This window comes from Pseudoalteromonas sp. P1-9 (genome assembly GCF_001399975.1).
Lineage (GTDB): Bacteria > Pseudomonadota > Gammaproteobacteria > Enterobacterales > Alteromonadaceae > Pseudoalteromonas.
This window is the reverse complement of record NZ_LKBD01000030.1, coordinates 24,795-48,305: the sequence shown is the minus strand read 5'-3', so window position 1 is coordinate 48,305 and position 23,511 is coordinate 24,795. Positions and strand designations below refer to the sequence as shown.

Here is a 23,511-nt window from a genome sequence, read left to right as displayed (position 1 = left end):
TAATGGTTATGTGGTATAACAGGACCACAATAATAAGCCTGCGTGCAGGTAAGAAAAGCTTAGTTGGAGTGTAACAATGCAACGAATTCTGATCGTTGAAGATAGCAAAATGGTGCAACAAGTATTGCGCCATCTAGTCGCGCAGTATTTATCTGTTCCCGTTGATTTTGCCGCATCGCTGAGAGAGTCGGCTGGGCTCATGAAAAATAACAAGTATACCTTAGCGCTGGTGGATTTAAATTTACCTGATGCGAGCAATGGTGAAGTAGCAACGCTGACCTTGCGTTGTGGTATTCCAACGCTTGTTTTAACTGGCAGTATTGATGAGTTTAAGCGTCAGCAAATGCTTGAAATGGGCGTGGTGGATTACGTATTAAAAGAAAACCGTGATTCTTATATTTATGCTGTAAAGCAGTTGGCACAGTTATTAGGCAATCAAGGAACTAAAGTATTGGTTGCCGATGATTCGCAAACGAGTCGTACTATGATGCGACAAAACTTAGAGCGATTATTGTACCATGTTGAAGAGGCTGAAGATGGTGATCAAGCGTATCAAAAGCTATTAGCTGATGAGAGTATTAAGTTACTACTCACAGACTATGCAATGCCGAAGAAAGATGGTTTTGAATTAGTAAAAAGCATTCGTTCAAAACGAGGCCGTGATAGTTTAGGTATTATTGGTATTTCAGGTTCTGGTAGTCAAAGTTTATCAGCCAAGTTTATTAAGCATGGCGCAAATGATTTTTTAACAAAACCGTTCGCACCAGAAGAGTTCCATTGTCGTGTAATGATGACCATGGAGCAGCTCAATCTGATAGAGACCATTAAAGATTCAGCGAACAAAGACTACCTTACAGGGCTTTATAATCGTCGTTATTTCTATAAAGCGTCAGAGAAAATCATCACTGAACAATCGTTATTAAGTATTGCTGTAATTGATATCGATCACTTCAAGCAAATAAACGATACTTATGGACACCAAGCTGGTGATGAAGTGTTGAGCTTTTTATCAAATAAGTTAACAGAGCAATTTGGTGATGCGCTGATGGCACGTCTTGGTGGGGAAGAATTTGCCGTGTTGTTTAGTGGTGAAGATCAGGATGCAGCATTTGAAAAACTTGACGAATTGCGTTTTTCATTAACAAATATGCAGGTTGAAGCGGCGGGGCAGTTTATTAGTTTGTCTATCAGTGCAGGTGTTGCTCAATTACAGCAAGATGAAGAACTGTCTGAGCTTATTAATCGCGCCGATGTGGCACTTTATGATGCGAAAGGTGGTGGCCGAAATCAGGTGGTTATTCACCAATAAAGAAACGTTTTAAGCGTAAAGCTAAGAGTGCTGAATCGACACTCTTAGCTTTTAATTTTGCTGAAAGCTGAAAGCTGAAAGCTGAAAGCTGAAAGCTTTTACAGCTGCGTAAATTCAAGTAGCTGTCTTAATTTCGTTGCTTGTCTGCGCGAGATTTCAACCGTTTGACCATTACTTAGCGTCGCTGTTAAGCCATAGCTAATTGCCTGTTCCATACTTTCAATTGCATCTAGGCGAATAATGTCTGAACGACTGGCACGGAAATAATGTCTTTCGTCTAATTTTGCTTCGATCTTGTTGAGCGAGCTGTGTAAGTACGCTTTACCGTGCGGTGTATAAATTGCTGCATGATTACCTATTGACTCAAAACGAATAATTTCTTTTAGTTCAATAATGCGCATGGTTTCGCCGTACTTCACCATAAGTTTGTGGTCATCAGGTAGGCCACTTTCAGAAGCACTTTGCTCGAGGCGCTTTTCTAACTTCTCAATGCTTTCGGCTAATCGAGCAGGATTTACTGGTTTTACAAGATAGTCCATCGCATTTAGTGAGAACGCTTCTACGGCAAACTGGTCGTAAGCAGTACAGAAGATAATATTCACATCATCACCGAGTGATTCTGCAAGCTCTAAACCGGTTGCGCCAGGCATATGAATATCTAGGAAGATTGCATCCGGCTTATGTTCAGCGATTTTTTCACTCGCTTCTTCGGCATTTTTAGCCTCATCGACAATTTCAATTTGGCTATGTTTTGATAGTAGGCGCTTTAATTCACTGCGAGCAAGACGTTCGTCATCAACAATTATTATTCTAATACTCATTGTTAAAAGTTAACTCCATCGTGTAAGTGGTCGCATCACAGGTTTGTGTTGCATTGCAAACATTACCAAGGCCGAGCTTCGCAATAAGCTCGTTTAATGGCAAGTCACCTGACTTTATTTTTGGTGTTTGCGTTAATTTAAGTGTAAAAGTAAGTGCACCGCCAGTTTCATTAGTGCTTACGAGTAGTTCATTGTGGCTAACGCTGTAAATATCTTTTTTGATAAATACATACTCAACTACAGGCAGTAGTAAAGAGCATGCTAGTGGATATGGGTTTGAAAGCTTAGTGAACTGTTTTGTTATCGTAATTCGTTCTTCTAGGCGTAGCGCTTCTAAATCAAGCAAGTGTGCTAATTGAGTTAAGTCGTCGCTAACGCTGGTATTACCTACACCGTCGTTTAGTTGATAGCGAATTAACTCGGCAAGTTTGCCAAGCAAGTCGCTCGCTAAATCTTGATTCTCGAAAATCATATAGCGGATAGCATTCATGCTATTAAACAAGAAGTGTGGGTTTAATGGTGCTTCCGCATTTTTTTCAAACATATAAAAAGAAAGTCTCTTTTCTGACAGACTATTCTGAGTCTATCGATTTTAAAAATATCTCGCCAATTAAAATGATAAACGGCAAAAAAGTGAGATGAATGGTTAAGCTGTTTTTTCTAGCTGTTGTTGCCAGTCAATTGGCAGCTCAATCACGACTTTTCTGCGCTTACCGCTTTTAACTAAAACGATGCTAGCATCGTTACTATATTGGTGTTCTAAACGGCTTTTCACATTATCAAAATGCTCTGTATCTAAAAAGAATTTACCGTGGCTTTGATGGGCAATCTCAATACGATATTTTTGGTGTTTTATAAAGCTTGCTATCGTCAGCTCGCCGTCGCGTTTACGCGCAGTATTGAGTAAAAACGAACAGATAAAAATAAGCGACATACTTGGGATATTAGGTGATATCTCAGCATCATGAAGCTTTAAGCTGTAGCTACTTGGCGCACGTTTTTGTTCTTCAAGTAATTCTAGGTAATTGGTTAAACTGGTCAGTTCATCACTGAGCTTTGCGTCGGCTGTTTTACTCGACATCAAGTTGTAGCGAAAAAGGTCTGATGCTTTGGTTACAAGATCCGCTGCTTTTTCTTCATCAATATCAATTTGATGTTTAATAGCCTCCATGGTATCGAATAAAAACTCAGGGTTAACACGGTTGGTTAAAATTTGTAGTTTTTGCTTTTTAAGTAATAGTGCGAGCTGTTTATAATTTGAAATGCTAGCTGCGAGCACGTAACAGTAGGCCCACACTAAATTAAACACAATATTATAAATAACATAGGCTAAGAGTGATTCACCTAAATTATCTAAATGCATAATGCTGTTTACGTACTCCTCAATGGAGTACGGGGTGAGCGCCAGTAGTATAGGTAAAAAATCTAAACCAATAATCACCATTGAGGTGATGGTTGAACTCGCTAATAGCAGTAAAAACAGTTTCCACTTAGTTTTAGCGTAGCTTTTATAGTGTTTATAAACGCCGCGCAGCACGATATGAAATGCTGCAAAAATCATTATTAGCTGGTAAGTGGTGAGTACCAGTGCGCCATACCAACCAAGTTGAATGATTGGCATTGTTTCAGCATCAGGTTCGTGAAAAACACCCCAAATTCCCAGGTAACTGACTAAGAATGAAATAAATAAGATCGGCCCTTGGTATCGCCAATAATTAGGACTGGTATTTCGAATGTAACTGAAATTCATAACCGGATTTTGACCTTTTTAAATTGGCAATGTTAAACATGCGATATATTTATCGTCTTTAAACTCAGCGTTTAACGAGGCATTTTCGTTATACATTAGCTGCAAGCGTTTAATTAAGTTTTCTTGCCCTGTACCTGTGCTTTCGACTTTATAGGTGCCTGTATAAATTGGATTACTTACTGTTACCACGAGTTGATTCTTTTGTTTAGCAATATCAACAATCAGCAGGCTTTGATCTTGCCTTGGCGCAATGCCATGTTTAATTGAGTTTTCAATTAATGTAAGAATGCCCATAGTAGGGACTTTAATATTTAAGCAGGTTTCATCTACATGCATTTCAATTAACAAACGCTCTTCAAGGCGAATATGCTCAATATCAAGATAGAATTCACAAATGCGTAATTCTTCTTTTAATTTTACCGTGGGGTGCTTATTGGCTGTTAAGTTGTAGCGAAAAAGTTCATTTAGTTTATCAATCAACTCTTTAGCAAGCTGTTTATCTTCGAAAATCATACCGCGAATACTGTTTAATGAATTAAACAAAAAATGCGGATTAAGCTGACTCATTAATAATGCGATCTGACTTTGCTTAAGTTGTGTTTTAACTTGGAAGCGACGTTTTAATGCTGATAACGGTAGATAGCAAAACAACCAAAAAAGAAATGCACCGAATTGAGACTTTAATCGTTTCGAAGAGGCACGATCAATCGCTTCTTGATCTCCATTATGAATTTTCTCAAGTTCCTCTCGCGCTTTTATATGTGCTTTGTCAAACCCTTGTTTAAAACCTTTTTTAAATTCAGATTTTGCTGTCGCATTAGTTGATGTTTCACCTTGAGTGTCTGTGTTTTTTTCAACTTCGCTATCTGGTTTAACTTGATTAAGCGGATCTTTATCGGGGTTTGCTCGATAATAGGTAATTTCGTTAGCAATAGGCACAAACATATCTCTGCTTATATCTCGGATACTCTTGCCTATAAATGAGCCGACAGCAACAAAGACCAAGCCACAGATGAATACTTTTATAAACCCCGCTTCTTTGTTGCGTAAGAAATTAATAGGGGCGCGAATCAAAAAGTGAGTAATAAGAAAGAAGCTTAAAGTGCGTATGCCCGCATACGCAAACACGTTTGCAAGGCCATGCATTTCCTTGTCAGTGTCTATATTTGACAGTCCGCCAAATAATAATATGAGAGCAATTAAAGCTTGGATAACCCAATAAGCCATTTGCTTATATATCCTTTGTTATTGTTTTTTATTCCATTGAGTTAGTACGGCTCAGCATAACAGCTAACTCAGACATAGCATATTGTGTCAAAAACGGTCACCAAAGCAAGTTTTTGCTGTTTCATTTTTTGCACCAAAACGTTCTCAAACCCACTATTGCTGCACCTTTGTGGTGCGTTAACTTTGTTGTAACACATTGTAAATTACATAACTTTATGAATTAGATAAAAAAATATTATTGGCATAAAGGTTGGATTTAGTAAGTACAAATAAAAAACAACAACAGGTACACGTTATGAAAATGATCAGCGCCATTATTAAGCCATTTAAGCTTGATGATGTTAGAGAAGCGATGTCAGATCTTGGCATTGAAGGCATGACAGTAGTCGATGTAAAAGGTTTTGGACGTCAACGCGGGCACACTGAGCTATATCGAGGTGCAGAGTACCAAGTTGATTTTATTCCAAAAATTAAAGTCGAAATTGCAACGCAAAGCGATAATGTTGACCGCGTGGTTGAGGCAATTACCAATGTGGCGCAAACCGGCAAAATCGGTGACGGTAAAATTTTTGTCTATGACCTAGAGCAAATTGTTCGTATTCGTACGGGCGAGTTAGACGAAGCGGCAATTTAAGGGGAATGTCATGGAAAACACAGTAGTTGAATTAAAATTTGCGCTCGACACGTTTTACTTTTTAATGTCTGGCATCTTAGTAATGTGGATGGCTGCAGGTTTCGCAATGTTAGAAGCGGGCCTAGTACGCTCTAAAAATACCACAGAAATTTTAACTAAAAACGTCGCGCTTTACGCGATTGCATGTACGGTTTATCTGATTGTTGGTTACAACATTATGTATGTTGATAATGCCGAGGGTGGTTTTTTACCGTCACTAGGTATGCTGATTGGTACTGAAGCGGCAGATGCTGATCATGCATTGCAATCAGATTTTTTCTTCCAAGTTGTGTTTGTTGCAACGGCAATGTCGATTGTTTCAGGTGCAGTTGCTGAGCGCATGAAGTTATGGTCTTTCCTTGTTTTTTGTGTGGTGTTAACTGGTTTTATATATCCACTAGAAGGCTACTGGACTTGGGGCGGTGGTTTCTTATCTGAGATGGGTTTTGTTGATTTTGCAGGTTCAGGTATTGTACATATGGCCGGTGCAGCAGCTGCGCTTGCTGGCGTACTATTACTAGGTGCACGTAAAGGGAAGTACGGTAAAAATGGTGAAATCTACCCAATTCCAGGCTCTAATTTGCCGCTTGCAACACTAGGTACATTTATTCTTTGGATGGGGTGGTTTGGTTTTAACGGTGGTTCGCAATTGCTGCTATCAGATAAAGAAAATGCCACCGCAGTGAGTCAAATCTTACTTAACACGAATGCGGCAGCGGCAGCAGGTGCAATTTCAGCACTATTACTTTGTAAAGTGTTATGGCGTAAAGCTGATTTAACTATGGTATTAAATGGGGCACTTGCAGGTCTTGTTGTTATTACCGCAGAACCTGCATCACCAAGCCCGCTACTTGCGGTACTGGGTGGCGCGTTAGGTGGTAGCCTCGTTGTGTTTAGCATTGTGGCATTAGACAAAGCTAAAATTGATGACCCAGTGGGTGCGATTTCAGTTCACGGTGTATGCGGCTTCTTAGGTCTTATGTTAGTGCCGTTATCAAATAGTGATGCGACATTTGTAAATCAGTTAATTGGCGCAGTAGTAATCTTTGCCTTTGTATTTGTGAGCTCCTTTATTGTTTGGGCGGTACTTAAAAAAACCATGGGTATTCGTGTTGGCGAAGAAGAAGAAATCAACGGTATGGACCAGCACGATTGTGGTGTAGATGCGTACCCTGAGTTTGTTACCGTGCGAGGTAATATCTAAGTAGCTGGTTTGATTTAAGTTATAAATAATCGAAAGCCCGATGCCTAATGGCATTGGGCTTTTTTATTTGTAATATTCTTCTATGCTTAGTACTGGTGCTATTAACGTGTTTAAACTATGAAAATAGACTTACTAATTGCGGAAGACGATATTTGTTTAAATGATCTTGTTGCCTCAAGCTTGACCGATGAATATTTAGTGTCGCAAGCGTATAATTTGGAGCAAGCGAAAGCCTTGTGCGATAAGTCTCAATTTAGTGTCATTGTATTGGATTATTACTTTCCAGATGGCGATGGCGTTGAGCTAATTCATCATGTTAAAAAACAAGGCAATAACCCAATCATCATTTTCTTAAGCGCCTCCGAAGAACTGGATACCAAAATGAATGCATTCAATGCAGGTGCCGCAGATTGGATTGATAAACGCTCATTTATCCCCCCTTTATTATTAATCAAAATTAAAAAAGCGCTGGCTAACCGGCAAGAGTTTGATGCCCTAAAAGAGGCTGAGCAACAGGCAAACACAGCAGTATTTTCTGCGATGTCAGATTCCTTTATGTGGGGTAATACGGCAAGAGCGATTCAAGGTTGCCTATCTTGCACTAACTACAACGAGTTTTTAGTTCATATTTTTTCGTACTTACAAAGTTTAGAGCTCACGGCATCGGTTGCGTATAGTGAAAATAGTCAGATAAGTTACTGGGATAGTCCTTATGCACGTGCATGTGGTATGGAAGAAGATCTTTTTAAATTAGTAATGCAAAAAGACGAACGTATTATTAATGCTGGGCGTCGATATTTTTTCAAAGACAGTTATATCTGTATTTTAATTAAAAATATGCCTGAAGACGAAGTACGAAAAGGGCAAATTTTAGATGTAGTAGCGGCCTATATTGAATGTGCAAATCATCAAGTTAATATGCTTAATCAAGAGTATGTAAAACAGCTTTATTTTAAAAAAATTGCGTTTGAATTAGATGATTTACAGCAAAAAATGGGACTTTTTACTGAACAAACTCAGCAAATTCAAAGTCATCAATCACTTAAGTTTTTTGAAATTTTTAGCCAACTAGAACTCACCAACGACGAAGAAAGTAAATTAACTGAAGTAACTGATGACACGTTAATGAAGTTTGAAGAGCTTGCTTATAATCATGTAAAAATTATTAATAGCTTAAATAACGTGATTAAAGATTTTAAACGCCAATTATCTTAGTCGGCTTTTAGCGGAAATGTTTCGATTGGTATATAGCGTAACTGGTTATTAATGCGCGTCGAGTGAAAGAGTTTAAATTCACTATAGGTCACGTCAAACGGCGTGATTTTTTGTATTATTTGAGGGGGCTGTTTGCAGTTTCGTATTAGCGTAACGTGCGGGTGATAGGCAAACGGGTTAGTGTAAAGTTGCAGTTTTTCACCTTCATCGCGTAATGTATTGGCAAGCTGTGTTAATGAACTGGGCTGGCTTGTTGGTTTTAAATAAAAAATTCCACTATTTTGCCAAAAGCTTGTCTCTTCAAAGCGCAAACTAAATGGTGAAACCGATAAACAGCGTGCAAATTCAATTAAAGCTTCTTGTGTTCTAATTGGCACATTCGGTAAAAACGCTAAGGTTAAGTGCAAATTACTTTTTAATATAGGCTTTCGTTTACTTTCAATTTTTGATGTTAACCAATTGAATATTTTATATTTATCTTCTTCACTAAAGTCTAAGCCAAAAAATAGCCGTTTATTTTCTTGATTTTTATCTGTCATCTTTTAATATTTGCTTATGCATATATATGTTTAAGCGAATTTATGGTTGCAGCACAATTTCACAAAGCACTCAGTGAGCAGACTCGCCTTCGAATTATGGCTCTTATTTTAGAGCATAAAGAGGTCTGTGTCTGTGATCTTGTTGCCGTTTTAGATATGCCACAAGGTACGGTTAGTCGCCATTTAAGTTATTTAAAAAAGTCTGGGCTTGTGCAGTCAGTTACCCGCGGTACATGGCGTTTTTATCAATTAAATGAATCGCTCAGCCAGCCGCTGTTAGCGATATTGAAATTAACACTCGACACACTAAATAACGATTGCCAAGTGCAACGTGATTTAACTTCTTTCAAACCTTCAAATTGTTAGGCTGTTTATTATGAAAATTGCGATTAATGGCTTCGGTCGTATGGGTAAATTATTAGCACGTATTGTGTTGGCTGAGGGAAACCATCAGTTAGTTTATATTAATGATCCCGCTGCAACAAACGAGGCGATAGCCCATTTGCTAGCGTTTGACTCAGTTCAAGGACGCTTTAAAGATAAAGAAATTCATGCAGATGACAGCCATTTATATGTCGCTGAGCAGAAAATTAGCTTATTGCACGAGTCAAAATTAACTGAGTTGCCAGTTGATAACATTGACTTATTAATTGACTGTTCGGGGCTTTACCGTAAATCGGAGCTATTTCAACCTTTGTTAGATAAAGGGTTAGCGCGAGTTCTTGTTTCTTGCCCAGTAAAAGACGAAGGCGCGATTAATTTAGTCTATGGCGTAAATCATGATTTATACCAAGCAGATAAACATAAAGTGGTCACGGCAGCGTCGTGCACAACTAACTGCCTTGCACCTGTTGTAAAGGTATTAAAAGAAACAGTCGGCATAAAACGTGGTTCAATGACCACCATTCATGATATTACCAATACCCAAACGATTGTTGATAAAGCCCATAAAGACTTACGTCGAGCGCGCGCCTGTGGTGAATCGTTAATTCCAACAAGCTCGGGGTCTACAACAGCAATTATGACGATTTTCCCTGAGCTGAAAGGCAAACTTGATGGCTTAGCCGTGCGCGTACCGCTGTTAAGTGGCTCTTTGGTAGACTTAGTAATTGAAACTGAAAAACCAACCAGTATTGAAGAGATTAACAATGCTTTTGAACGTGCTAAATCAGGTGAATTAAAGGGTATTTTAGATATTGAAATGCGCCCGTTGGTTTCGGTTGATTTTGTGGGCGATACGCACAGTGCCATTGTTGATGGCTTGTCGACTCAAGTAATCGACAAGCATTTAGTGAAAGTATTAGCTTGGTACGATAACGAAATTAACTATGTCTCACGTATGAATGACATTGTTAATATGATTGCCGCGTCTTAACTTACCTTTTCGCCCTAAACCAAAGTATTTCAACGCCTTGGTTTAGGCTTTGTTTATCACTTCATGTAGTTTTAAATTATGTTAGCAGCATCAAACACAGTCAGTCAGGGAATTAAAGACTACATACAAATTACCCTAGCTTACTGGGGGTTTACCTTAACTGACGGCGCACTGCGTATGCTAGTGGTGCTGTATTTTCATACACTCGGTTATTCGCCAATTGAAGTGGCAATGCTATTTTTGTTTTACGAATTTTTTGGCATTGTTACTAACTTGTTTGGTGGCTGGTTGGGCGCCCGTTTTGGTTTAAAAGTCACTTTGTTTAGTGGCTTGCTGCTGCAAATTAGCGCGCTTATTTTACTGGCGCAAACTCAGTGGCTAAGTGTTGTTTATGTAATGATATTGCAAGCAGCATCAGGCATCGCCAAAGATCTCAATAAAATGAGTGCCAAAACAGCTATTAAACAGCTTGTGCCAAGCGATGAAAGTAGCACTCTGTTTAAATGGGTGGCACTGCTTACAGGGTCGAAAAATACACTAAAAGGTTGTGGTTTCTTTTTAGGTGGTTTTTTACTGGCGCTATTTGGCTATCAAAACAGTTTGTATTTACTGGCTGCCGGACTTGGATTAATTACTTTATTGGTTGCCTCTCAGTTAAAGCAAAGTTTAGAGGCCAAATCATTTAAGCCTAAATTTAGCCAAGTATTTTCATCAAGTAAAAAAGTAAACCTACTCTCGTTTGCGCGTTGCTTTTTATTTGCCAGCCGCGATGTGTGGTTTGTAGTTGCTTTGCCTGTGTTTTTAACCATGCAAGCGGGATGGTCGAGTACAGCTGTAGGTACTATGATGGCGTCTTGGGTGATTATTTACGGGGTTTTTCAATCAACTACACCAAAAGTATTTAAGGCTTTTAATAAACAGGCCAATGCGCAGTCAGCGGTGTTCAGTGCGCTTGCATTGTTGGTTGTTTTGGTGGTTATGCTGGTGGCGATTTCTTATGGCCTATCACTGGTTAATGTGGCGATACTTGGACTAATTTTATTTGCCGTAATTTTTGCTATTAACTCTGCCATTCACTCATTTTTGATTGTGCATTACGCCCGCGATGAAGGTGCCTCGATGGATGTTGGCCTTTATTACATGGCAAATGCCTGTGGGCGTTTATTTGGCACTGTGTTGTCTGGATTATTGTTTCAGCAATATGGGTTAACAGCATGTTTAATCGCGAGCGCATTATTTGTAGCGATTTGTATTCCAATTACTGCGAAGTTAACGCAAAACAGTTAAAATTCAGCAAAAAATGAATGGAAAGTTGTTTTGCTGCCGATTGAAAGTGTTTATCAAACTCTGGTTTCTAGATTATCGCAACATGAGCGCGTGGTGCTGCAAGCGCCACCAGGGGCGGGTAAATCAACTTGGTTGCCACTGCAATTAATTAAAGATAATCACTTCAAACGTATTATTATGTTAGAGCCACGTAGGCTTGCTGCACGCAATATCGCAAGCTTTCTGGCCGACTGTTTAGATGAGCCGCTAGGGCACACAATCGGTTTGCGCATTCGTGGTGAAAATTTTACCAGCCAACACACCCGTTTAGAAATTGTAACTGAAGGCATGCTGACACGTATGCTGCAAGATGACCCTGAATTAGACGGCGTAGATTTGGTGATTTTTGATGAATTTCACGAGCGTTCAATTCAAGCTGAAACAGCACTTGCACTCTCATTTGAAGCGCAAATGGCTTATCGTGATGATCTTAAATTATTGATTATGTCGGCAACGCTTGATGGGGAGCGTTTAAGTTGTCACTTCGATGCGCCGCTGGTACAAAGTGAAGGGCGTCAATTTCCTATCGCTGAACATTACACTGCAGTTAAAAATGAAGCTGATTGGCTCGCGCAAATTGCGCCGTTAACCATTCAAGCAATGGCAGAACAAAGCGGCAGCGCACTGGTGTTTTTACCCGGCGTAAAAGAAATAAAAGCGGTAGAGTCTGAGCTTATCGCAGCCAAAAACACAGGAAGCATCGCGCAAGATACTGCAATTTACGCACTGTTTGGCAAGCAAGACAAAAAAACACAGCAAGCGGCGCTTAAGCCATGCTCCGAAGGGCAACGGAAAATAGTACTCACCACCAATGTGGCAGAAACCAGCTTAACCATTGATGGAATTCGCATTGTTGTTGATTCAGGTAAAGAGAAAATAACCCAATACAATGTTAAAAATGGTATTAGCCAATTACTTACTGTTAATGAGGCTAAGTCATCGGCGATTCAACGCGCGGGTCGTGCAGGGCGCATCGAAGCGGGTGTGGTGTATCGCTTAGGCAGTAAAGAACATTTCGAGCGACGAGCATGCCATGCCATACCTGAAATATTGCGCAGCGATATTAGTCAGCTTGTTTTAGAGTGCGCTAATTGGGGAACGTCAATTGACGATTTGGTGTTACTGGATCAGCCATCACCCAAACAGATTGATGCGGCAAACAGCCTGTTATTGATGCTTGAAGCTATCACTGCTGATGGCAAGATTACCTCATTAGGTCAACAAATGTTGAGTTATGGTACAGAGCTACGTTTTGCTCATATGTTAATAAAAGCTAAGCAGCTTGAAGCTGATTATACCGGTATTTATCATTTGGCGGTGTATCTGGTTGCGCTTTTCACCAGTCAGGTAAATCGCAGTAATGACCTTGCAACTGGGCTTAATTTTCAGCTTAAATCACCGCAGCCAAACTTTGATAAAGAACTACGCCTGTGGCTTAAACGCTTAAAATTAACGGCAGTTAATCATTTACCTCTTGAATATTTATCGATTGTAATGGCGTTGGCTTTTCCCGACCGCATTGCGCAAAAACGCGGTAACGGATTACGTTTAGCTAATGGTGCAGGCGCAACGCTTTATGATGACTTTCCAATTTATGATGACCTATTGTGTATTGGTGATATGGGCGGTGCGACAGGGCAGCACGTATTTAATGCGTGTAAGTGTGACTTAGCACAAGTTGAAAGGGCGTTGCCGTACTTATTTGAAAATAAAGACGTTGCACAGTTTGATGAGAGCGCTGGGCGTTTTATTGCCGAAACACAATATTGTTTAGGGCAGCTGATACTGTCACGTAAACCGAGCAATAAAGCGCTTAATGGTGATGAAAAAGCTGCTGCTTGGTGTCATATTATCGCAAGAAAAGGGTGGCAGCTGTTAAACCTAACGTTTGACGTTGAGCAATACATAGTGCGTTTAACGTTAGCCCATCAATTTTTACCAAATGGGTTTCCGCAGTTATCAAAACAACACCTATTTGATCATCTTGACACGTGGCTTTCGCCTTATTTAAATGAAGTAAATAGTTTAGCGGCGCTTAAAAAGTTGGACTTAATAGCGCCACTTAAAGGATTGCTTGATTGGCAACAGCAAACTTTATTAGATGAACTATTGCCCGAGCGATTAGTTGTGCCCACTGGTTCAAAACTAAAAATTCATTACCAAGTTGATGGGCCTGCAAAGCTCTCGGTAAAAATGCAAGAAATGTATGGCGTTGCAACCACACCTAAGCTTGCGAATGGTCAGCTATCGTTAGCCATTGAATTACTGTCACCGGCAATGCGACCGCTCCAGATCACGCAAGATTTAGCAGGGTTTTGGGCGTCAAGTTACCGTGAAGTACAAAAAGAAATGAAAGGACGTTACCCTAAGCATTTTTGGCCAGACGATCCGGCCAATGCTAAGGCAACTAATAAAGTAAAAAGCAGAATGTAATCACACTGTTTTTTACTGCACCACACCATGGTGCAGTTGTGCGGCAAAAAATAAATGACAAACCAACACTACACCCGTAATACGCTCACGCATGCGTTGATAATCTGGGTTTAATTTACCCCATGTTTCGGTACGTTTTTGCACTGCCAAGACAAAAACATAGCAGGCGCCGAGGTAGAGTAGGGCCAGTTTTGTATCAAATAGTGCGAGCGCTAGCGTTGGAATTGTTGGTAATACAATTAGCCAATTTAGCTTATTACTGTTTGACTCGCGCCATAACGTACCGGCAACGAAACTCATAATACTAATGCTATAAAACATAAATGCTTGGCTTAATAAAACATGCTCAAAAAGAAAGTGAGCACCTACTAATAATAAAAATGGAATAAGACCAAGGTAACCTAATAGTGTTTGATTGCTATATTTTGACATAAGTACAATTCACGATTTCAATTGATAGTGATTGTACGCGAGAATCATCAGATTTGTTTAGTTTATTATGGATTTAGATAAACAGGCTCTGATATTCTGTTTAGAGTTATAGCTCTATTTAGGGTGGTTATGTGGGTACAATTCAGCAGACACAAGATTTTAGTTGGCCAAATAATTGGTTAGATACATCACATATTTCAGCGCTCAAAGATATTTTTACTGCCTGTTTTAATGGCATTTCCAGTGACGAATATTTTGAAAAATACTTCAATTGTAATGCGGCGTTTAAACGTGTTTTAAGGCTTTATTTTGCTGATGGAAACATTGTTGGTTATTGTTTACTTACGTTTGAACGTGCAAACAAAAAAGTACTGTTAAGAGCATCCGCTGGCTTTTATCCTGAATTTCGACAAGGTGGTCATACTTTATCGTTTTCTATTCAACAAGCGTTTAAGTATTGGTTAATGCACCCTTGGCAAGATATTTACTACGCCGACACCATGTTAAGCCCTGCAATGTATCGCGCTATTAGTAAGCGCGTTGCAATCACGTACCCTAGCCCGCAGTTTTTGAATCATAAACGCGATTTGTTTGACGCATTTAACAAGGCTGGCATTGTTAGTTCACTTACAAATACCCGTTGTTTAGTGGAAACAGGGCGCAGTAGTGCTTACAGTGACGATGATTTAAAGGCATTTTTTAACAGCGAAAAACGAGAGATTGCATTTTATTGTAAGGCAAACCCGCACTTTTCATCGGGTGTTGCCTTATTTGTTATTATGCCGATTAACTTAAAGCAGTTAGTACACACATTATTTAAGCGTTAGTATGTTAACTGCCCGCGCTAATACGGTAGTGGGTATTTACGCCAAATAGCATCTACTTGCGCCATAAAGTCATCTGGTAGGTTAAGTTCAAATGCGGCAATGTTTTCGGCTAGTTGTTGTTGCGTAGTTGCACCAATAATGGTCGAAGTTACGCCATCTACTTTATCGCACCATGCCAGTGCAAGTTGGCTTGGTGTAATCCCTAATTTCGCAGCAAGCTGACAATATTCAGCAACCGCCTGCTGTGCGATTTCGGTATTTCTAAATAACCCATTGCGCTGTATTAATGTCCAGCGACTACCTTGTGGTCTAGCATCGTTTAGGTATTTTCCACTTAGCATTCCAGTTGCTAACGGCGACCAAGGTAAATAGGCAATTTTTTCATGTACACAGTGCTCGATTAGATAAGGCCAATCTTTAGCGTGCAGTAAATTGAATTCATTTTGAATAGACACCGGGCGAGGTAAGTTATGTGCTTTGGCTAACTCAATAAACGTATGAATGCCCCAGGTCGTATCATCAGAGAGGCCATAGTGACGAATTTTACCTGCTTTAATACAGTGATCTAGCCCTTGTAAAATATCTAACATTTGCGCTTTATGCGCTTTAGTATCAACATTTGTAAAACTAATTTGGTTTGGTCTATGTTTTGCAAAATGCGGAGAGGTGCGGTTAGGCCAATGTAGCTGGTACACATCAATGGTGTCGATTTGTAGGCGCTTTAACGACGCATCAACTGCATTGATAACCGCTTGCCCTGTGATGTCTGAAGCATTTCTGATCCAAGGCAGGCCATTGCCTGCTATCTTTGTTGCAACTACCCAGTCATCACGCTTTCGTTTATTTTTGGCAAAGTAGTTACCAATAATTTCTTCTGTTTTACCGTAGGTTTCGGGTGTTGGTGGTACAGCGTACATTTCGGCTGTATCCATAAAGTTGATACCGAGCTCGGCGGCTAACTCAATTTGTTGATTGGCATCAAGTTGATTGTTTTGTACACCCCAGGTCATGGTGCCTAAACAAATACGTGAAACATCAATGTTTGAACTTCCTAATTTTGCGTATTTCATAGCGAACCTTCTGGTCTTAAAATTATTAGATTTAGTGAAAATATGACGTTGCGATTTGATGCTTTTTTATGAGAACAATACTCAGCCGTGCTGATTTAAAATACAAACAACAACATCAGGCAATTATAATGGGGGTTTTAATAGGTATTGGCAATGAAATGCGATACAAAAATCGGTATGATAAACAGGATTTTTCTCAATTCTAAGTGCAATGACAGATAAAAAGAAAACGCCAAAAGCGGCAACGAAAAAGACAACTACAACGCGTAAGCCGCGCGCTAAAAAAGCCACTCAAGCTAAAACCAAACCGAGCAAATTAAAACGCTTTTCAATGCTTGCGTTAAAGCTAGGTGCTGGTTTGTTGGTTGCACTAGCACTTTATTTAATCTACTTAGATAGCAAAATTAGCCATAAATTTGAGGGTAACAAGTGGCAGTTACCAGCGCAAATTTATGCCCGCGCAATGACCTTCTATCCCGGCCAATACTTATCAAAAGATGAAGTGGTGTGGGAACTCCAACGCCTTAATTATTCTGAAGTTAATCGCATCAATAATACCGGTCAGTACGTTATTAAAGGCAATACTATTCGTATTTATCGCCGTGCTTTTGAATTTTATGATGGGGCAGAACAACAAGTTGGGTTCGATTTAGTCTTTGGCCCGAAAAAGCTTGCTGCAATTAAAGATGAACAAGGGGCAAATTTATCAATGGCGCGCTTAGAACCATTGCAGCTGGCGCGCCTTGCCAACGAAAGCAAGCAAGACCGCGAGTTTGTGCCACTTAGTCATATTCCGCAAGTAGTACAAGATACCTTGCTATTGGTAGAAGACCGCAATTTTTACGAGCACCATGGGGTATCAGTTTGGTCTATTGTACGTGCCTTGGTTGCAAATATTCGCGCAGGTCGCACAGTGCAAGGGGGCAGTACTTTAACTCAGCAGTTAGCGAAAAACTTTTATTTAACCCGAGATCGCACCCTAACACGTAAAATCAATGAAGCATTAATTGCGCTGATTTTAGATTTTAGATACAGCAAAGACGAAATTTTAGAAGCGTACTTAAACGAAGTGTATTTAGGTCAGTCGCGTTCGCAAGGTGTACACGGCTTTGGTTTAGCCAGTGAGTTTTATTTTGGTAAACCGCTGAATGAAATTGAATACGACCAAGTGGCGCTATTAGTGGCGATGGTTAAAGGGCCTAGTTTTTATAATCCAAGACGTTTTAAAGAGCGCACGATGGAAAGACGTGATTTGGTGCTGCGCTTAATGGTTGAGAATGGGTTAATTTCGACTAAGAGCTATAAACTGGCGTTAGCACGCGATATCAAAATAGAACCACTATCGCGCTTTGATATTAATCAGCACCCGGGCTATATGGACTTAGTGCGCCGCGAGCTGAAAACAATTTTAAATTCAAAAGATAAAATTGACGCAGGTGTACGCGTATTTACTTATTTCGATTTACAAAAACAAGCGGCGATGGAAAAGTCGTTTGAAACTGGGTTGCCATATTTAGAGCGTTTAAAATCGACTTCTAAACTTGAGGCGGCAATGTTGTCGGTTAATGTAAAATACGGCGGAGTGTCTGCCTTGGTAGGTGCACGCGATAGCGATTTTAATGGTTTTAACCGAGCGCTCGATACCAAACGTAATATCGGTTCATTGGTTAAGCCAGCCATTTACATGACGGCATTTGAATCGGGTAAATACACCTTAGGTAGCTTAGTTGATGACGAGCCAATGGAAATTAGCGATGAAGCCGGACACACTTGGTCACCGTCTAATTTCGACCAAAAATTCCGCGGTAAAATGCCGCTTTACCAAGCCTTTAGTAAAAGTATCAATATGCCAGCTGTGGCGGTTGGGCTAGATTTAGGTTTACCTGCTGTAACTGAGTCAATTAAGCGATTAGGGGTTGATGAGTCAATTAACCAGTACCCGTCACTACTGTTAGGTGCGCAAGAGCTTGCACCGATTGATGTTGCGCAAATGTACTCAACTATTGCGTTTGATGGCGATTATCGTAAGTTAACGTCAGTAGCGGCAATTACCAATGCTGTGGGCGAACTTATTTATCAGCATAACAGTACGCCTGAAACGCGCTTTTCTCCTGCGACTAGTTACATGACTAAATATGCAATGCAAAAGGTAACACGTGAAGGCACCGCGAAACGCTTAAAATTACACTTCCCAACCATTCAGTTAGCAGGTAAAACGGGCTCAACCAACAACTTGCGTGATAGCTGGTTTGCCGGTTTTGACCAAAATACGGTAACCGTTACTTGGGTTGGTCGTGATGATAATAAACCGACTAAGTTAACTGGTAGCGTTGGTGCTTTAGAGCTTTACATTCGCTACTTGCGTCAGCTTAATCCTGAGTCAATCGCGACACCTAGACCACCGTCCATTAAATGGGCATTTGTTAATACAGAAACGGGCAGACAAGCTCCGCCAGGATGCGGCACTGTGCTTAAATTGCCAATACCAGCAGAGTTATTTAATTCACGACCGCGCTGTTACTAGCGCGTATCGTGATGTTTGAACAACAAGCTTAAAGCTTAAACTGGCCAAGAGATTGTTTCAGCTTGTTGGCGATTTGCAGAATATGATTCGCTTCAGAAGCGGTGCTTTGCGCAGAGCTTAAACTGTGTTGTGCAAGCTGGCTAATTTCATCGCTGTGCGCAACAACATTTAATGTGCTACTGGTCTGTAAACTGGCTTGCTCCATAATTGCAGCACCAGAGCGGTCAATTGATTGCATATCGTGTTCGGCGTTAGCCAAAATATCCCGTGTTTGGTTGGCTTGTTCAACGCCTTGCTCCATTTTATCTACACTGTTTTGCATCTTATGTTGAGTATCTTTTGCAGCCACCTGTAGAGTGCTGACAATGGTGTGAATTTCTTGCGTTTGTTGTTGAGTGCGTGCTGCCAGTGTTCGTACTTCATCAGCTACCACAGCAAACCCTCTACCTTGTTCTCCTGCACGAGCAGCTTCGATAGCGGCATTGAGTGCAAGTAAGTTAGTTTGGTCTGCAATTTCACTAATGGCGACGCTAACATTGCTAATGTTTTGTGTGTCTTCTGCAAGCTTATTAAGCGCAGCTTGGCTCTGTTTAAAGTCAAGCTGTAGTTCTGCCATATGTTGGCTTAAATTAAGCGTATTCTGACTGCCTTGCTGTACATGTGTACTGGCTTCTTTTGCTAAGGTTTGCGCATCGGTGGCTTGTTGCTCAACCGCTTGTGCTGAGCTGCTCATTTCACTTAATTGACTCGAAATTTCAGCAATTTTTTGTTCTTGTTGTATCGCATCTTGGCGACTTGCGTCACTTGCATCTGCAAGCAGAGAGGTTGCTTGATTAAGTTCAAGTGCGGCGTGTTGAGATTGTTCTACAAGCTCTGCAAACTGCTTTAGCATAAAATTAATTTGATGGCCGATAGCGGCTAATTCGTCGTCACTTTCAAGGTTTACTTTGATATTTAGTGAGCCGTTGGCGGCTTCATTTACGGTGTTAGATAAACGCGATAGTGTGCGTATAACTGCAAAATAAAAACCTGTCACCAAGTAAAGCGCGATTACCGTAAACAGAATCGATGCAATTAGCACGCTGTTACGAATAAACTGAGCGTTTGCCATTTGTTGGCGTACTTTTTTAGTTAGGTGTGGCAGCAAGGTGTCTGTAAAGCGTTCTAAACTTTCGATTGTTTTATTATTTAGCTGAGAAAACTGCGAGCGTGATAAATTGATAGAATCGGGGTCGAGCACTTGCTGTTTAATGGTTCTTTGATAGTTTAGCAGGGCGCTTTTGGTATCGAGCACGACGCTTTGTAGCGCAGTTTCTGTTGGTTTGTGATGTGTCATCGCGACCATCAATTTGTTTTCAAGATTATTGACTGAACTCGGTAACGCTTTATTTTGGTTAGATAACTGGATAAAAGTATCAGGTGTAAAACTGCCACTATTTATTACTGTGTCTGTGGCTTCTTTTACTGCATAAAAATTAGCAACGAGCAGCGGGAAATCATCTACTATGGCGCGATTTAAATAATTGCTCGCTAAATCGTTATCGGTTGCCAATTGGCTTTTTATCGATATTTTATTGAGAGACTCTAACGCATTATTAGCTGAAACATTAAAGTCATTGGCTGCAACTTTATTTAAGTTATTCTCGACAACCGCCTGTAGCAAAGGTTTGTAATTTTTTAGTCCTGAGAGTTCCCGTTGGTGCTGTGTAATTTGATGGTTAAGCTGTACGTTTAAAAAAATTAAGCTGATCGCCAAGGGAATTAGTAACACGCATACTACTACAATGATCTTTTTAGAGTAATTTAGCTTTGCCATTAAGGTAACGGCGGGAAGAATAAAGGCATTGGGTTGAGACATAAACTCTGATCCTGTTAAGTGACACAGTGGTACAAGTTTATAAGAAGAACGAGTTTTTGCCTTTTTTCGTTCAAAAAAAACCACGCTAGTGCGTGGTTTTATAAATTAAATCTACTTTATTTGCTTAAAGCTTAACGAAAGCGCGCTCTGCAGCAGCGATAGTTGCTTCAATTTCAGCATCACCGTGTGCCGTTGAAACAAAGCCAGCCTCAAATGCACTTGGCGCAAGATAAACGCCTTCATCAAGCATTAAGTGGAAGAACTTTTTAAAGCGCTCTAAATCACATTCTGTTGCTTGCTGGTAAGTAGTTACTGTTTCTTCAGATGTGAAGAAGAAACCATACATGCCGCCGGCGTAGTTTGTGGTAAGTTCAATGCCTGCTTTTTCCGCAGCAGCTTTAAAGCCTTCACAAATGCGTTTGCTTTTCGCTTCAAGCTCGTCATGAAGACCGTCAACATCCAGTAACTCAAGGGCTTTTAAGCCTGCCGCCATGGCAATTGGGTTACCTGAAAGCGTACCTGCTTGATAAACCGGGCCTACTGGTGCGATGTAATCCATGATTTCAGTTTTACCACCAAATGCACCTACTGGCATACCGCCGCCGATTACCTTACCTAAACAGGTTAGATCTGGTGTGATATTGTAATACGCCTGCGCACCGCCTTTTGCAACGCGGAAGCCAGTCATTACTTCATCGAAAATCAGTACTGATTTGTATTCGTCACACACTGCTCGTAGACCTTCTAAGAAGCCAGCAACTGGTGGGATACAATTCATATTACCCGCCACAGGCTCTACGATAATACACGCAATATCATCACCAAATTTAGCGAAGATTTCTTTAACTTCATCGAGTTTGTTAAACGATACAGTCAGTGTGTGCTTCGCAAAGTCTTCAGGAATACCCGGTGAATTTGGCACGCCCATAGTCAGTGCGCCAGAACCCGCTTTTACCAGCAGTGAATCAGCGTGACCGTGGTAACAGCCTTCAAACTTTAAGATTTTATCTTTGCCTGTAAAACCGCGCGCCAGACGAATTGCACTCATGGTCGCTTCAGTACCTGAGCTTACCATGCGCACTTTTTCGATTGATGGCACAAGTGCTTTTACTTTCTCGGCCATTAGGATTTCAGTTTCTGTTGGTGCGCCGTAGCTTAAACCGTTTTCAACAGCGTCAAGCACTGCCTGTTTAATGGCACTGTGGTTGTGGCCTAAAATCATTGGGCCCCAAGAGCCAACATAGTCAATGTACTTGTTGTTGTCGGCGTCATAAGTAAATGCGCCTTCGGCTTTAGTAATAAAGCGCGGTGTGCCACCGACACCGTTAAATGCACGAACCGGTGAGTTTACACCACCAGGGATAGACGCCTGAGCTCTATCAAATAAGTCTTGGCTAATTGTCATAATTTGTTCCAAATAAGATTAGGTATTTTGTTTACGGCTGAACCATGGCACTTCGGTTTCATATTTGTCGACGAGACCGTCAACACCTAGCGTTAATGCAAATAGCGCCATACGCACCAGTACACCATTTTGTACTTGGCGGAAAATCGCTAGGTTATCGTTACTGTTTAAGTCGTTATCAAGCTCATTTGCATCACCGCGACTGTCGCGCGGTAATGGGTGCATTAGTACAGAGTTTGGTTTGCAGTGTGCATCGTAAATCGCTTGGCTAATACGGAAGCCACCACGGTACTTATTCGCTTCTTCTTGCGATGGGAAGCGTTCTTCTTGAATGCGTGTTTGATACACGATATCGGCTGCAAGGTTGCCTTCCATTTGGTTGACGATTTCAACTTGATGACCTGCATTAGTTACGGTATCAACAATGTAATCAGGCATTTGCAAGCCATCTGGCGCGACAAGTGAAAATTTTACGTCTTTATAATGGCACAGCAGCTTTGATAGTGAATGCACTGTACGGCCGTATTTTAAATCGCCGACAAGGGCAATATGCATGCCGTCAATATTGCGGTCAAAGCGCGCAAGTTCTTTATCAATTGTTAGCAGGTCAAGTAGCGCTTGTGTTGGGTGCTCGTTTGGACCATCACCACCATTAAGTACTGGTACCGTTGAGCCATTAGCAAATTCCGCAACCGAGTGTGCTTCTGGGTGACGCATGGCAACCGCATCTGCGTATGATGAAATTACTCGAGCGGTATCATACAGAGATTCACCTTTAGCAAGCGCTGAAGTTTGCATGCCGGTAGTTTCACGAACAAGGCCGCCAAGCAAGTTAAACGCAGTACCAAAGCTTACACGGGTACGGGTGCTTGGTTCGAAAAATAAGTTTGCAAGAATAGCACCTTCAAGTACTTTGGTGCGTTTTTGTTTCTTTGCATACGGCTCCATTTTCTTTGCAACATTAAAAATGGTTTCAATCGCATCGCGGTTTAACTCATTTACAGACAGAACATGCTGGCCAACAAAGTTTGACATGATAAAGATCCTGAACAGTTATTTTCGGGCGCTAATATAGCAGATTTTTTATAAACTTGGCTTCATTACCGCTAAGATAACAATCGCAAGCAGTACTAAAACAGGTAATTCATTGAATATACGGTAAAACTTATCGCTTCGTTGGTTTCTATCGTGTTTGAAGTCGGCCAGTAATTTGAAGCAGTAGCCGTGGTAAATATAAAGCAAAATGACCAGCACCAATTTGTAATGCAGCCACATGCTCGCGCGGAACCACTCTCGGCCATACATTACAATTAAAGTGATGCCAAAAACGCCCGTTAAAATAGCAAATGGCGTAACAAAGAAAAGTAATCGACGTTCCATGATTTTTAGCATGGCACTGTTGCTGCGCTCTTCGGTAAGCGCGTGATAAACAAATAAACGGGGTAAGTAAAAAATGCCTGCAAACCAAGCAACCATAAAAAAGATGTGAAGTGCTTTTATCAGTAATAGGGTGTTCATTATTG

At 40.7% G+C, this 23,511-nt stretch carries 21 protein-coding genes; 10 read left to right on the top strand and 11 right to left on the bottom strand.

Annotated features, from left to right (window positions below):
- Nucleotides 1-76 precede the first annotated feature (76 nt).
- The gene (locus AN214_RS16260; RefSeq protein ID WP_054980688.1) at nt 77-1,309 is read left to right on the top strand and encodes a diguanylate cyclase; all 1,233 of its coding nucleotides are present in this window, start codon (nt 77-79) and stop codon (nt 1,307-1,309) included.
- A 98-nt stretch (nt 1,310-1,407) separates the two neighbouring features.
- Here AN214_RS16260 and AN214_RS16255 read toward each other — a convergent pair whose 3' ends face one another.
- From AN214_RS16255 to AN214_RS16240, 4 genes are all read right to left on the bottom strand, one after another.
- A complete protein-coding gene (locus tag AN214_RS16255) occupies nt 1,408-2,130 on the bottom strand; it encodes a LytTR family DNA-binding domain-containing protein (RefSeq protein WP_054980687.1) in 723 nt (240 codons plus the stop codon).
- The gene (locus tag AN214_RS16250) at nt 2,120-2,674 is read right to left on the bottom strand and encodes a histidine kinase (RefSeq protein WP_054980686.1); all 555 of its coding nucleotides are present in this window, start codon (nt 2,672-2,674) and stop codon (nt 2,120-2,122) included. The genes AN214_RS16255 and AN214_RS16250 overlap by 11 nt, the downstream gene beginning before the upstream one ends.
- Before the next feature lie 102 nt (nt 2,675-2,776).
- Complete coding sequence (locus tag AN214_RS16245; protein WP_054980685.1) at nt 2,777-3,880, bottom strand: histidine kinase; 1,104 nt, start codon at nt 3,878-3,880, stop codon at nt 2,777-2,779.
- 18 nt (nt 3,881-3,898) lie between these two features.
- Entirely contained in the window at nt 3,899-5,107 is a 1,209-nt protein-coding gene (locus AN214_RS16240) for a sensor histidine kinase (RefSeq protein WP_054980684.1), read from the bottom strand.
- Nucleotides 5,108-5,402: 295 nt separating this feature from the next.
- On the opposite strand from AN214_RS16240, the gene AN214_RS16235 reads away from it, so the two are divergent.
- From AN214_RS16235 to AN214_RS16225, 3 genes are all read left to right on the top strand, one after another.
- Nucleotides 5,403-5,741, top strand: coding sequence for a P-II family nitrogen regulator (locus AN214_RS16235; protein ID WP_010561815.1), 339 nt, complete (start codon nt 5,403-5,405; stop codon nt 5,739-5,741).
- A 10-nt stretch (nt 5,742-5,751) separates the two neighbouring features.
- Nucleotides 5,752-6,984 (top strand): ammonium transporter, encoded by a 1,233-nt coding sequence (locus AN214_RS16230; protein ID WP_010561814.1) that lies wholly within the window; start codon nt 5,752-5,754, stop codon nt 6,982-6,984.
- Between the two features lie 117 nt (nt 6,985-7,101).
- Entirely contained in the window at nt 7,102-8,199 is a 1,098-nt protein-coding gene (locus AN214_RS16225; RefSeq protein WP_054980683.1) for a response regulator, read from the top strand.
- Here AN214_RS16225 and thpR read toward each other — a convergent pair.
- On the bottom strand, nt 8,196-8,738 hold the full coding sequence (gene thpR, locus AN214_RS16220) for an RNA 2',3'-cyclic phosphodiesterase (RefSeq protein ID WP_054980682.1): 543 nt from the start codon (nt 8,736-8,738) through the stop codon (nt 8,196-8,198). The genes AN214_RS16225 and thpR overlap by 4 nt on opposite strands.
- A 42-nt stretch (nt 8,739-8,780) precedes the next feature.
- On the opposite strand from thpR, the gene AN214_RS16215 reads away from it, so the two are divergent.
- From AN214_RS16215 to hrpB, 4 genes are all read left to right on the top strand, one after another.
- Nucleotides 8,781-9,104, top strand: a complete 324-nt coding sequence (locus AN214_RS16215; RefSeq protein ID WP_054980681.1) for a helix-turn-helix transcriptional regulator — start codon at nt 8,781-8,783, stop codon at nt 9,102-9,104.
- Nucleotides 9,105-9,114: 10 nt separating this feature from the next.
- The gene (locus tag AN214_RS16210) at nt 9,115-10,113 is read left to right on the top strand and encodes an ArsJ-associated glyceraldehyde-3-phosphate dehydrogenase (RefSeq protein WP_054980680.1); all 999 of its coding nucleotides are present in this window, start codon (nt 9,115-9,117) and stop codon (nt 10,111-10,113) included.
- Nucleotides 10,114-10,191: 78 nt separating this feature from the next.
- Nucleotides 10,192-11,400 (top strand): organoarsenical effux MFS transporter ArsJ, encoded by a 1,209-nt coding sequence (gene arsJ / locus AN214_RS16205; protein ID WP_054980679.1) that lies wholly within the window; start codon nt 10,192-10,194, stop codon nt 11,398-11,400.
- A 30-nt stretch (nt 11,401-11,430) separates the two neighbouring features.
- Nucleotides 11,431-13,872, top strand: coding sequence for an ATP-dependent helicase HrpB (gene hrpB / locus AN214_RS16200; protein ID WP_054980678.1), 2,442 nt, complete (start codon nt 11,431-11,433; stop codon nt 13,870-13,872).
- A 12-nt stretch (nt 13,873-13,884) separates the two neighbouring features.
- On the opposite strand, the gene AN214_RS16195 is transcribed toward hrpB, so the two are convergent.
- Nucleotides 13,885-14,304 carry a DUF3429 domain-containing protein gene (locus tag AN214_RS16195; RefSeq protein WP_054980677.1) on the bottom strand — a complete coding sequence of 140 codons (420 nt, stop codon included), beginning with the start codon at nt 14,302-14,304 and terminating at the stop codon, nt 13,885-13,887.
- Between the two features lie 131 nt (nt 14,305-14,435).
- Here AN214_RS16195 and AN214_RS16190 point away from each other — a divergent pair, with 131 nt between their 5' ends.
- The gene (locus tag AN214_RS16190) at nt 14,436-15,131 is read left to right on the top strand and encodes a hypothetical protein (RefSeq protein ID WP_082428604.1); all 696 of its coding nucleotides are present in this window, start codon (nt 14,436-14,438) and stop codon (nt 15,129-15,131) included.
- Nucleotides 15,132-15,148: 17 nt separating this feature from the next.
- Here the strand turns inward: AN214_RS16190 and AN214_RS16185 are convergent, their stop codons facing one another.
- On the bottom strand, nt 15,149-16,201 hold the full coding sequence (locus AN214_RS16185) for an aldo/keto reductase (RefSeq protein WP_054980676.1): 1,053 nt from the start codon (nt 16,199-16,201) through the stop codon (nt 15,149-15,151).
- Between the two features lie 211 nt (nt 16,202-16,412).
- Here AN214_RS16185 and mrcB point away from each other — a divergent pair, with 211 nt between their 5' ends.
- Nucleotides 16,413-18,725 carry a penicillin-binding protein 1B gene (gene mrcB / locus AN214_RS16180; protein WP_054980675.1) on the top strand — a complete coding sequence of 771 codons (2,313 nt, stop codon included), beginning with the start codon at nt 16,413-16,415 and terminating at the stop codon, nt 18,723-18,725.
- A 28-nt stretch (nt 18,726-18,753) separates the two neighbouring features.
- Here mrcB and AN214_RS16175 read toward each other — a convergent pair whose 3' ends face one another.
- The 4 genes from AN214_RS16175 to AN214_RS16160 form a co-directional block, all read right to left on the bottom strand.
- Entirely contained in the window at nt 18,754-20,583 is a 1,830-nt protein-coding gene (locus AN214_RS16175) for a methyl-accepting chemotaxis protein (RefSeq protein WP_054980674.1), read from the bottom strand.
- Nucleotides 20,584-20,707: 124 nt separating this feature from the next.
- Nucleotides 20,708-21,988 carry a glutamate-1-semialdehyde 2,1-aminomutase gene (gene hemL / locus AN214_RS16170; protein WP_054980673.1) on the bottom strand — a complete coding sequence of 427 codons (1,281 nt, stop codon included), beginning with the start codon at nt 21,986-21,988 and terminating at the stop codon, nt 20,708-20,710.
- An 18-nt stretch (nt 21,989-22,006) separates the two neighbouring features.
- Nucleotides 22,007-23,023 (bottom strand): aspartate carbamoyltransferase, encoded by a 1,017-nt coding sequence (locus AN214_RS16165; RefSeq protein ID WP_010561800.1) that lies wholly within the window; start codon nt 23,021-23,023, stop codon nt 22,007-22,009.
- A 48-nt stretch (nt 23,024-23,071) separates the two neighbouring features.
- A complete protein-coding gene (locus AN214_RS16160; protein ID WP_010561799.1) occupies nt 23,072-23,506 on the bottom strand; it encodes a CopD family protein in 435 nt (144 codons plus the stop codon).
- Between the last annotated feature and the right edge of the window lie 5 nt (nt 23,507-23,511).

Coding starts and splice junctions, on each gene's coding strand:
- AN214_RS16260 (WP_054980688.1), top strand. CDS start 77: ATGCAACGAATTCTGATCGTTGAAGATAGCAAAATGGTGCAACAAGTA.
- AN214_RS16255 (WP_054980687.1), bottom strand. CDS start 2,130: ATGAGTATTAGAATAATAATTGTTGATGACGAACGTCTTGCTCGCAGT.
- AN214_RS16250 (WP_054980686.1), bottom strand. CDS start 2,674: ATGTTTGAAAAAAATGCGGAAGCACCATTAAACCCACACTTCTTGTTT.
- AN214_RS16245 (WP_054980685.1), bottom strand. CDS start 3,880: ATGAATTTCAGTTACATTCGAAATACCAGTCCTAATTATTGGCGATAC.
- AN214_RS16240 (WP_054980684.1), bottom strand. CDS start 5,107: ATGGCTTATTGGGTTATCCAAGCTTTAATTGCTCTCATATTATTATTT.
- AN214_RS16235 (WP_010561815.1), top strand. CDS start 5,403: ATGAAAATGATCAGCGCCATTATTAAGCCATTTAAGCTTGATGATGTT.
- AN214_RS16230 (WP_010561814.1), top strand. CDS start 5,752: ATGGAAAACACAGTAGTTGAATTAAAATTTGCGCTCGACACGTTTTAC.
- AN214_RS16225 (WP_054980683.1), top strand. CDS start 7,102: ATGAAAATAGACTTACTAATTGCGGAAGACGATATTTGTTTAAATGAT.
- thpR (WP_054980682.1), bottom strand. CDS start 8,738: ATGACAGATAAAAATCAAGAAAATAAACGGCTATTTTTTGGCTTAGAC.
- AN214_RS16215 (WP_054980681.1), top strand. CDS start 8,781: ATGGTTGCAGCACAATTTCACAAAGCACTCAGTGAGCAGACTCGCCTT.
- AN214_RS16210 (WP_054980680.1), top strand. CDS start 9,115: ATGAAAATTGCGATTAATGGCTTCGGTCGTATGGGTAAATTATTAGCA.
- arsJ (WP_054980679.1), top strand. CDS start 10,192: ATGTTAGCAGCATCAAACACAGTCAGTCAGGGAATTAAAGACTACATA.
- AN214_RS16195 (WP_054980677.1), bottom strand. CDS start 14,304: ATGTCAAAATATAGCAATCAAACACTATTAGGTTACCTTGGTCTTATT.
- AN214_RS16185 (WP_054980676.1), bottom strand. CDS start 16,201: ATGAAATACGCAAAATTAGGAAGTTCAAACATTGATGTTTCACGTATT.
- mrcB (WP_054980675.1), top strand. CDS start 16,413: ATGACAGATAAAAAGAAAACGCCAAAAGCGGCAACGAAAAAGACAACT.
- AN214_RS16175 (WP_054980674.1), bottom strand. CDS start 20,583: ATGTCTCAACCCAATGCCTTTATTCTTCCCGCCGTTACCTTAATGGCA.
- hemL (WP_054980673.1), bottom strand. CDS start 21,988: ATGACAATTAGCCAAGACTTATTTGATAGAGCTCAGGCGTCTATCCCT.
- AN214_RS16165 (WP_010561800.1), bottom strand. CDS start 23,023: ATGTCAAACTTTGTTGGCCAGCATGTTCTGTCTGTAAATGAGTTAAAC.
- AN214_RS16160 (WP_010561799.1), bottom strand. CDS start 23,506: ATGAACACCCTATTACTGATAAAAGCACTTCACATCTTTTTTATGGTT.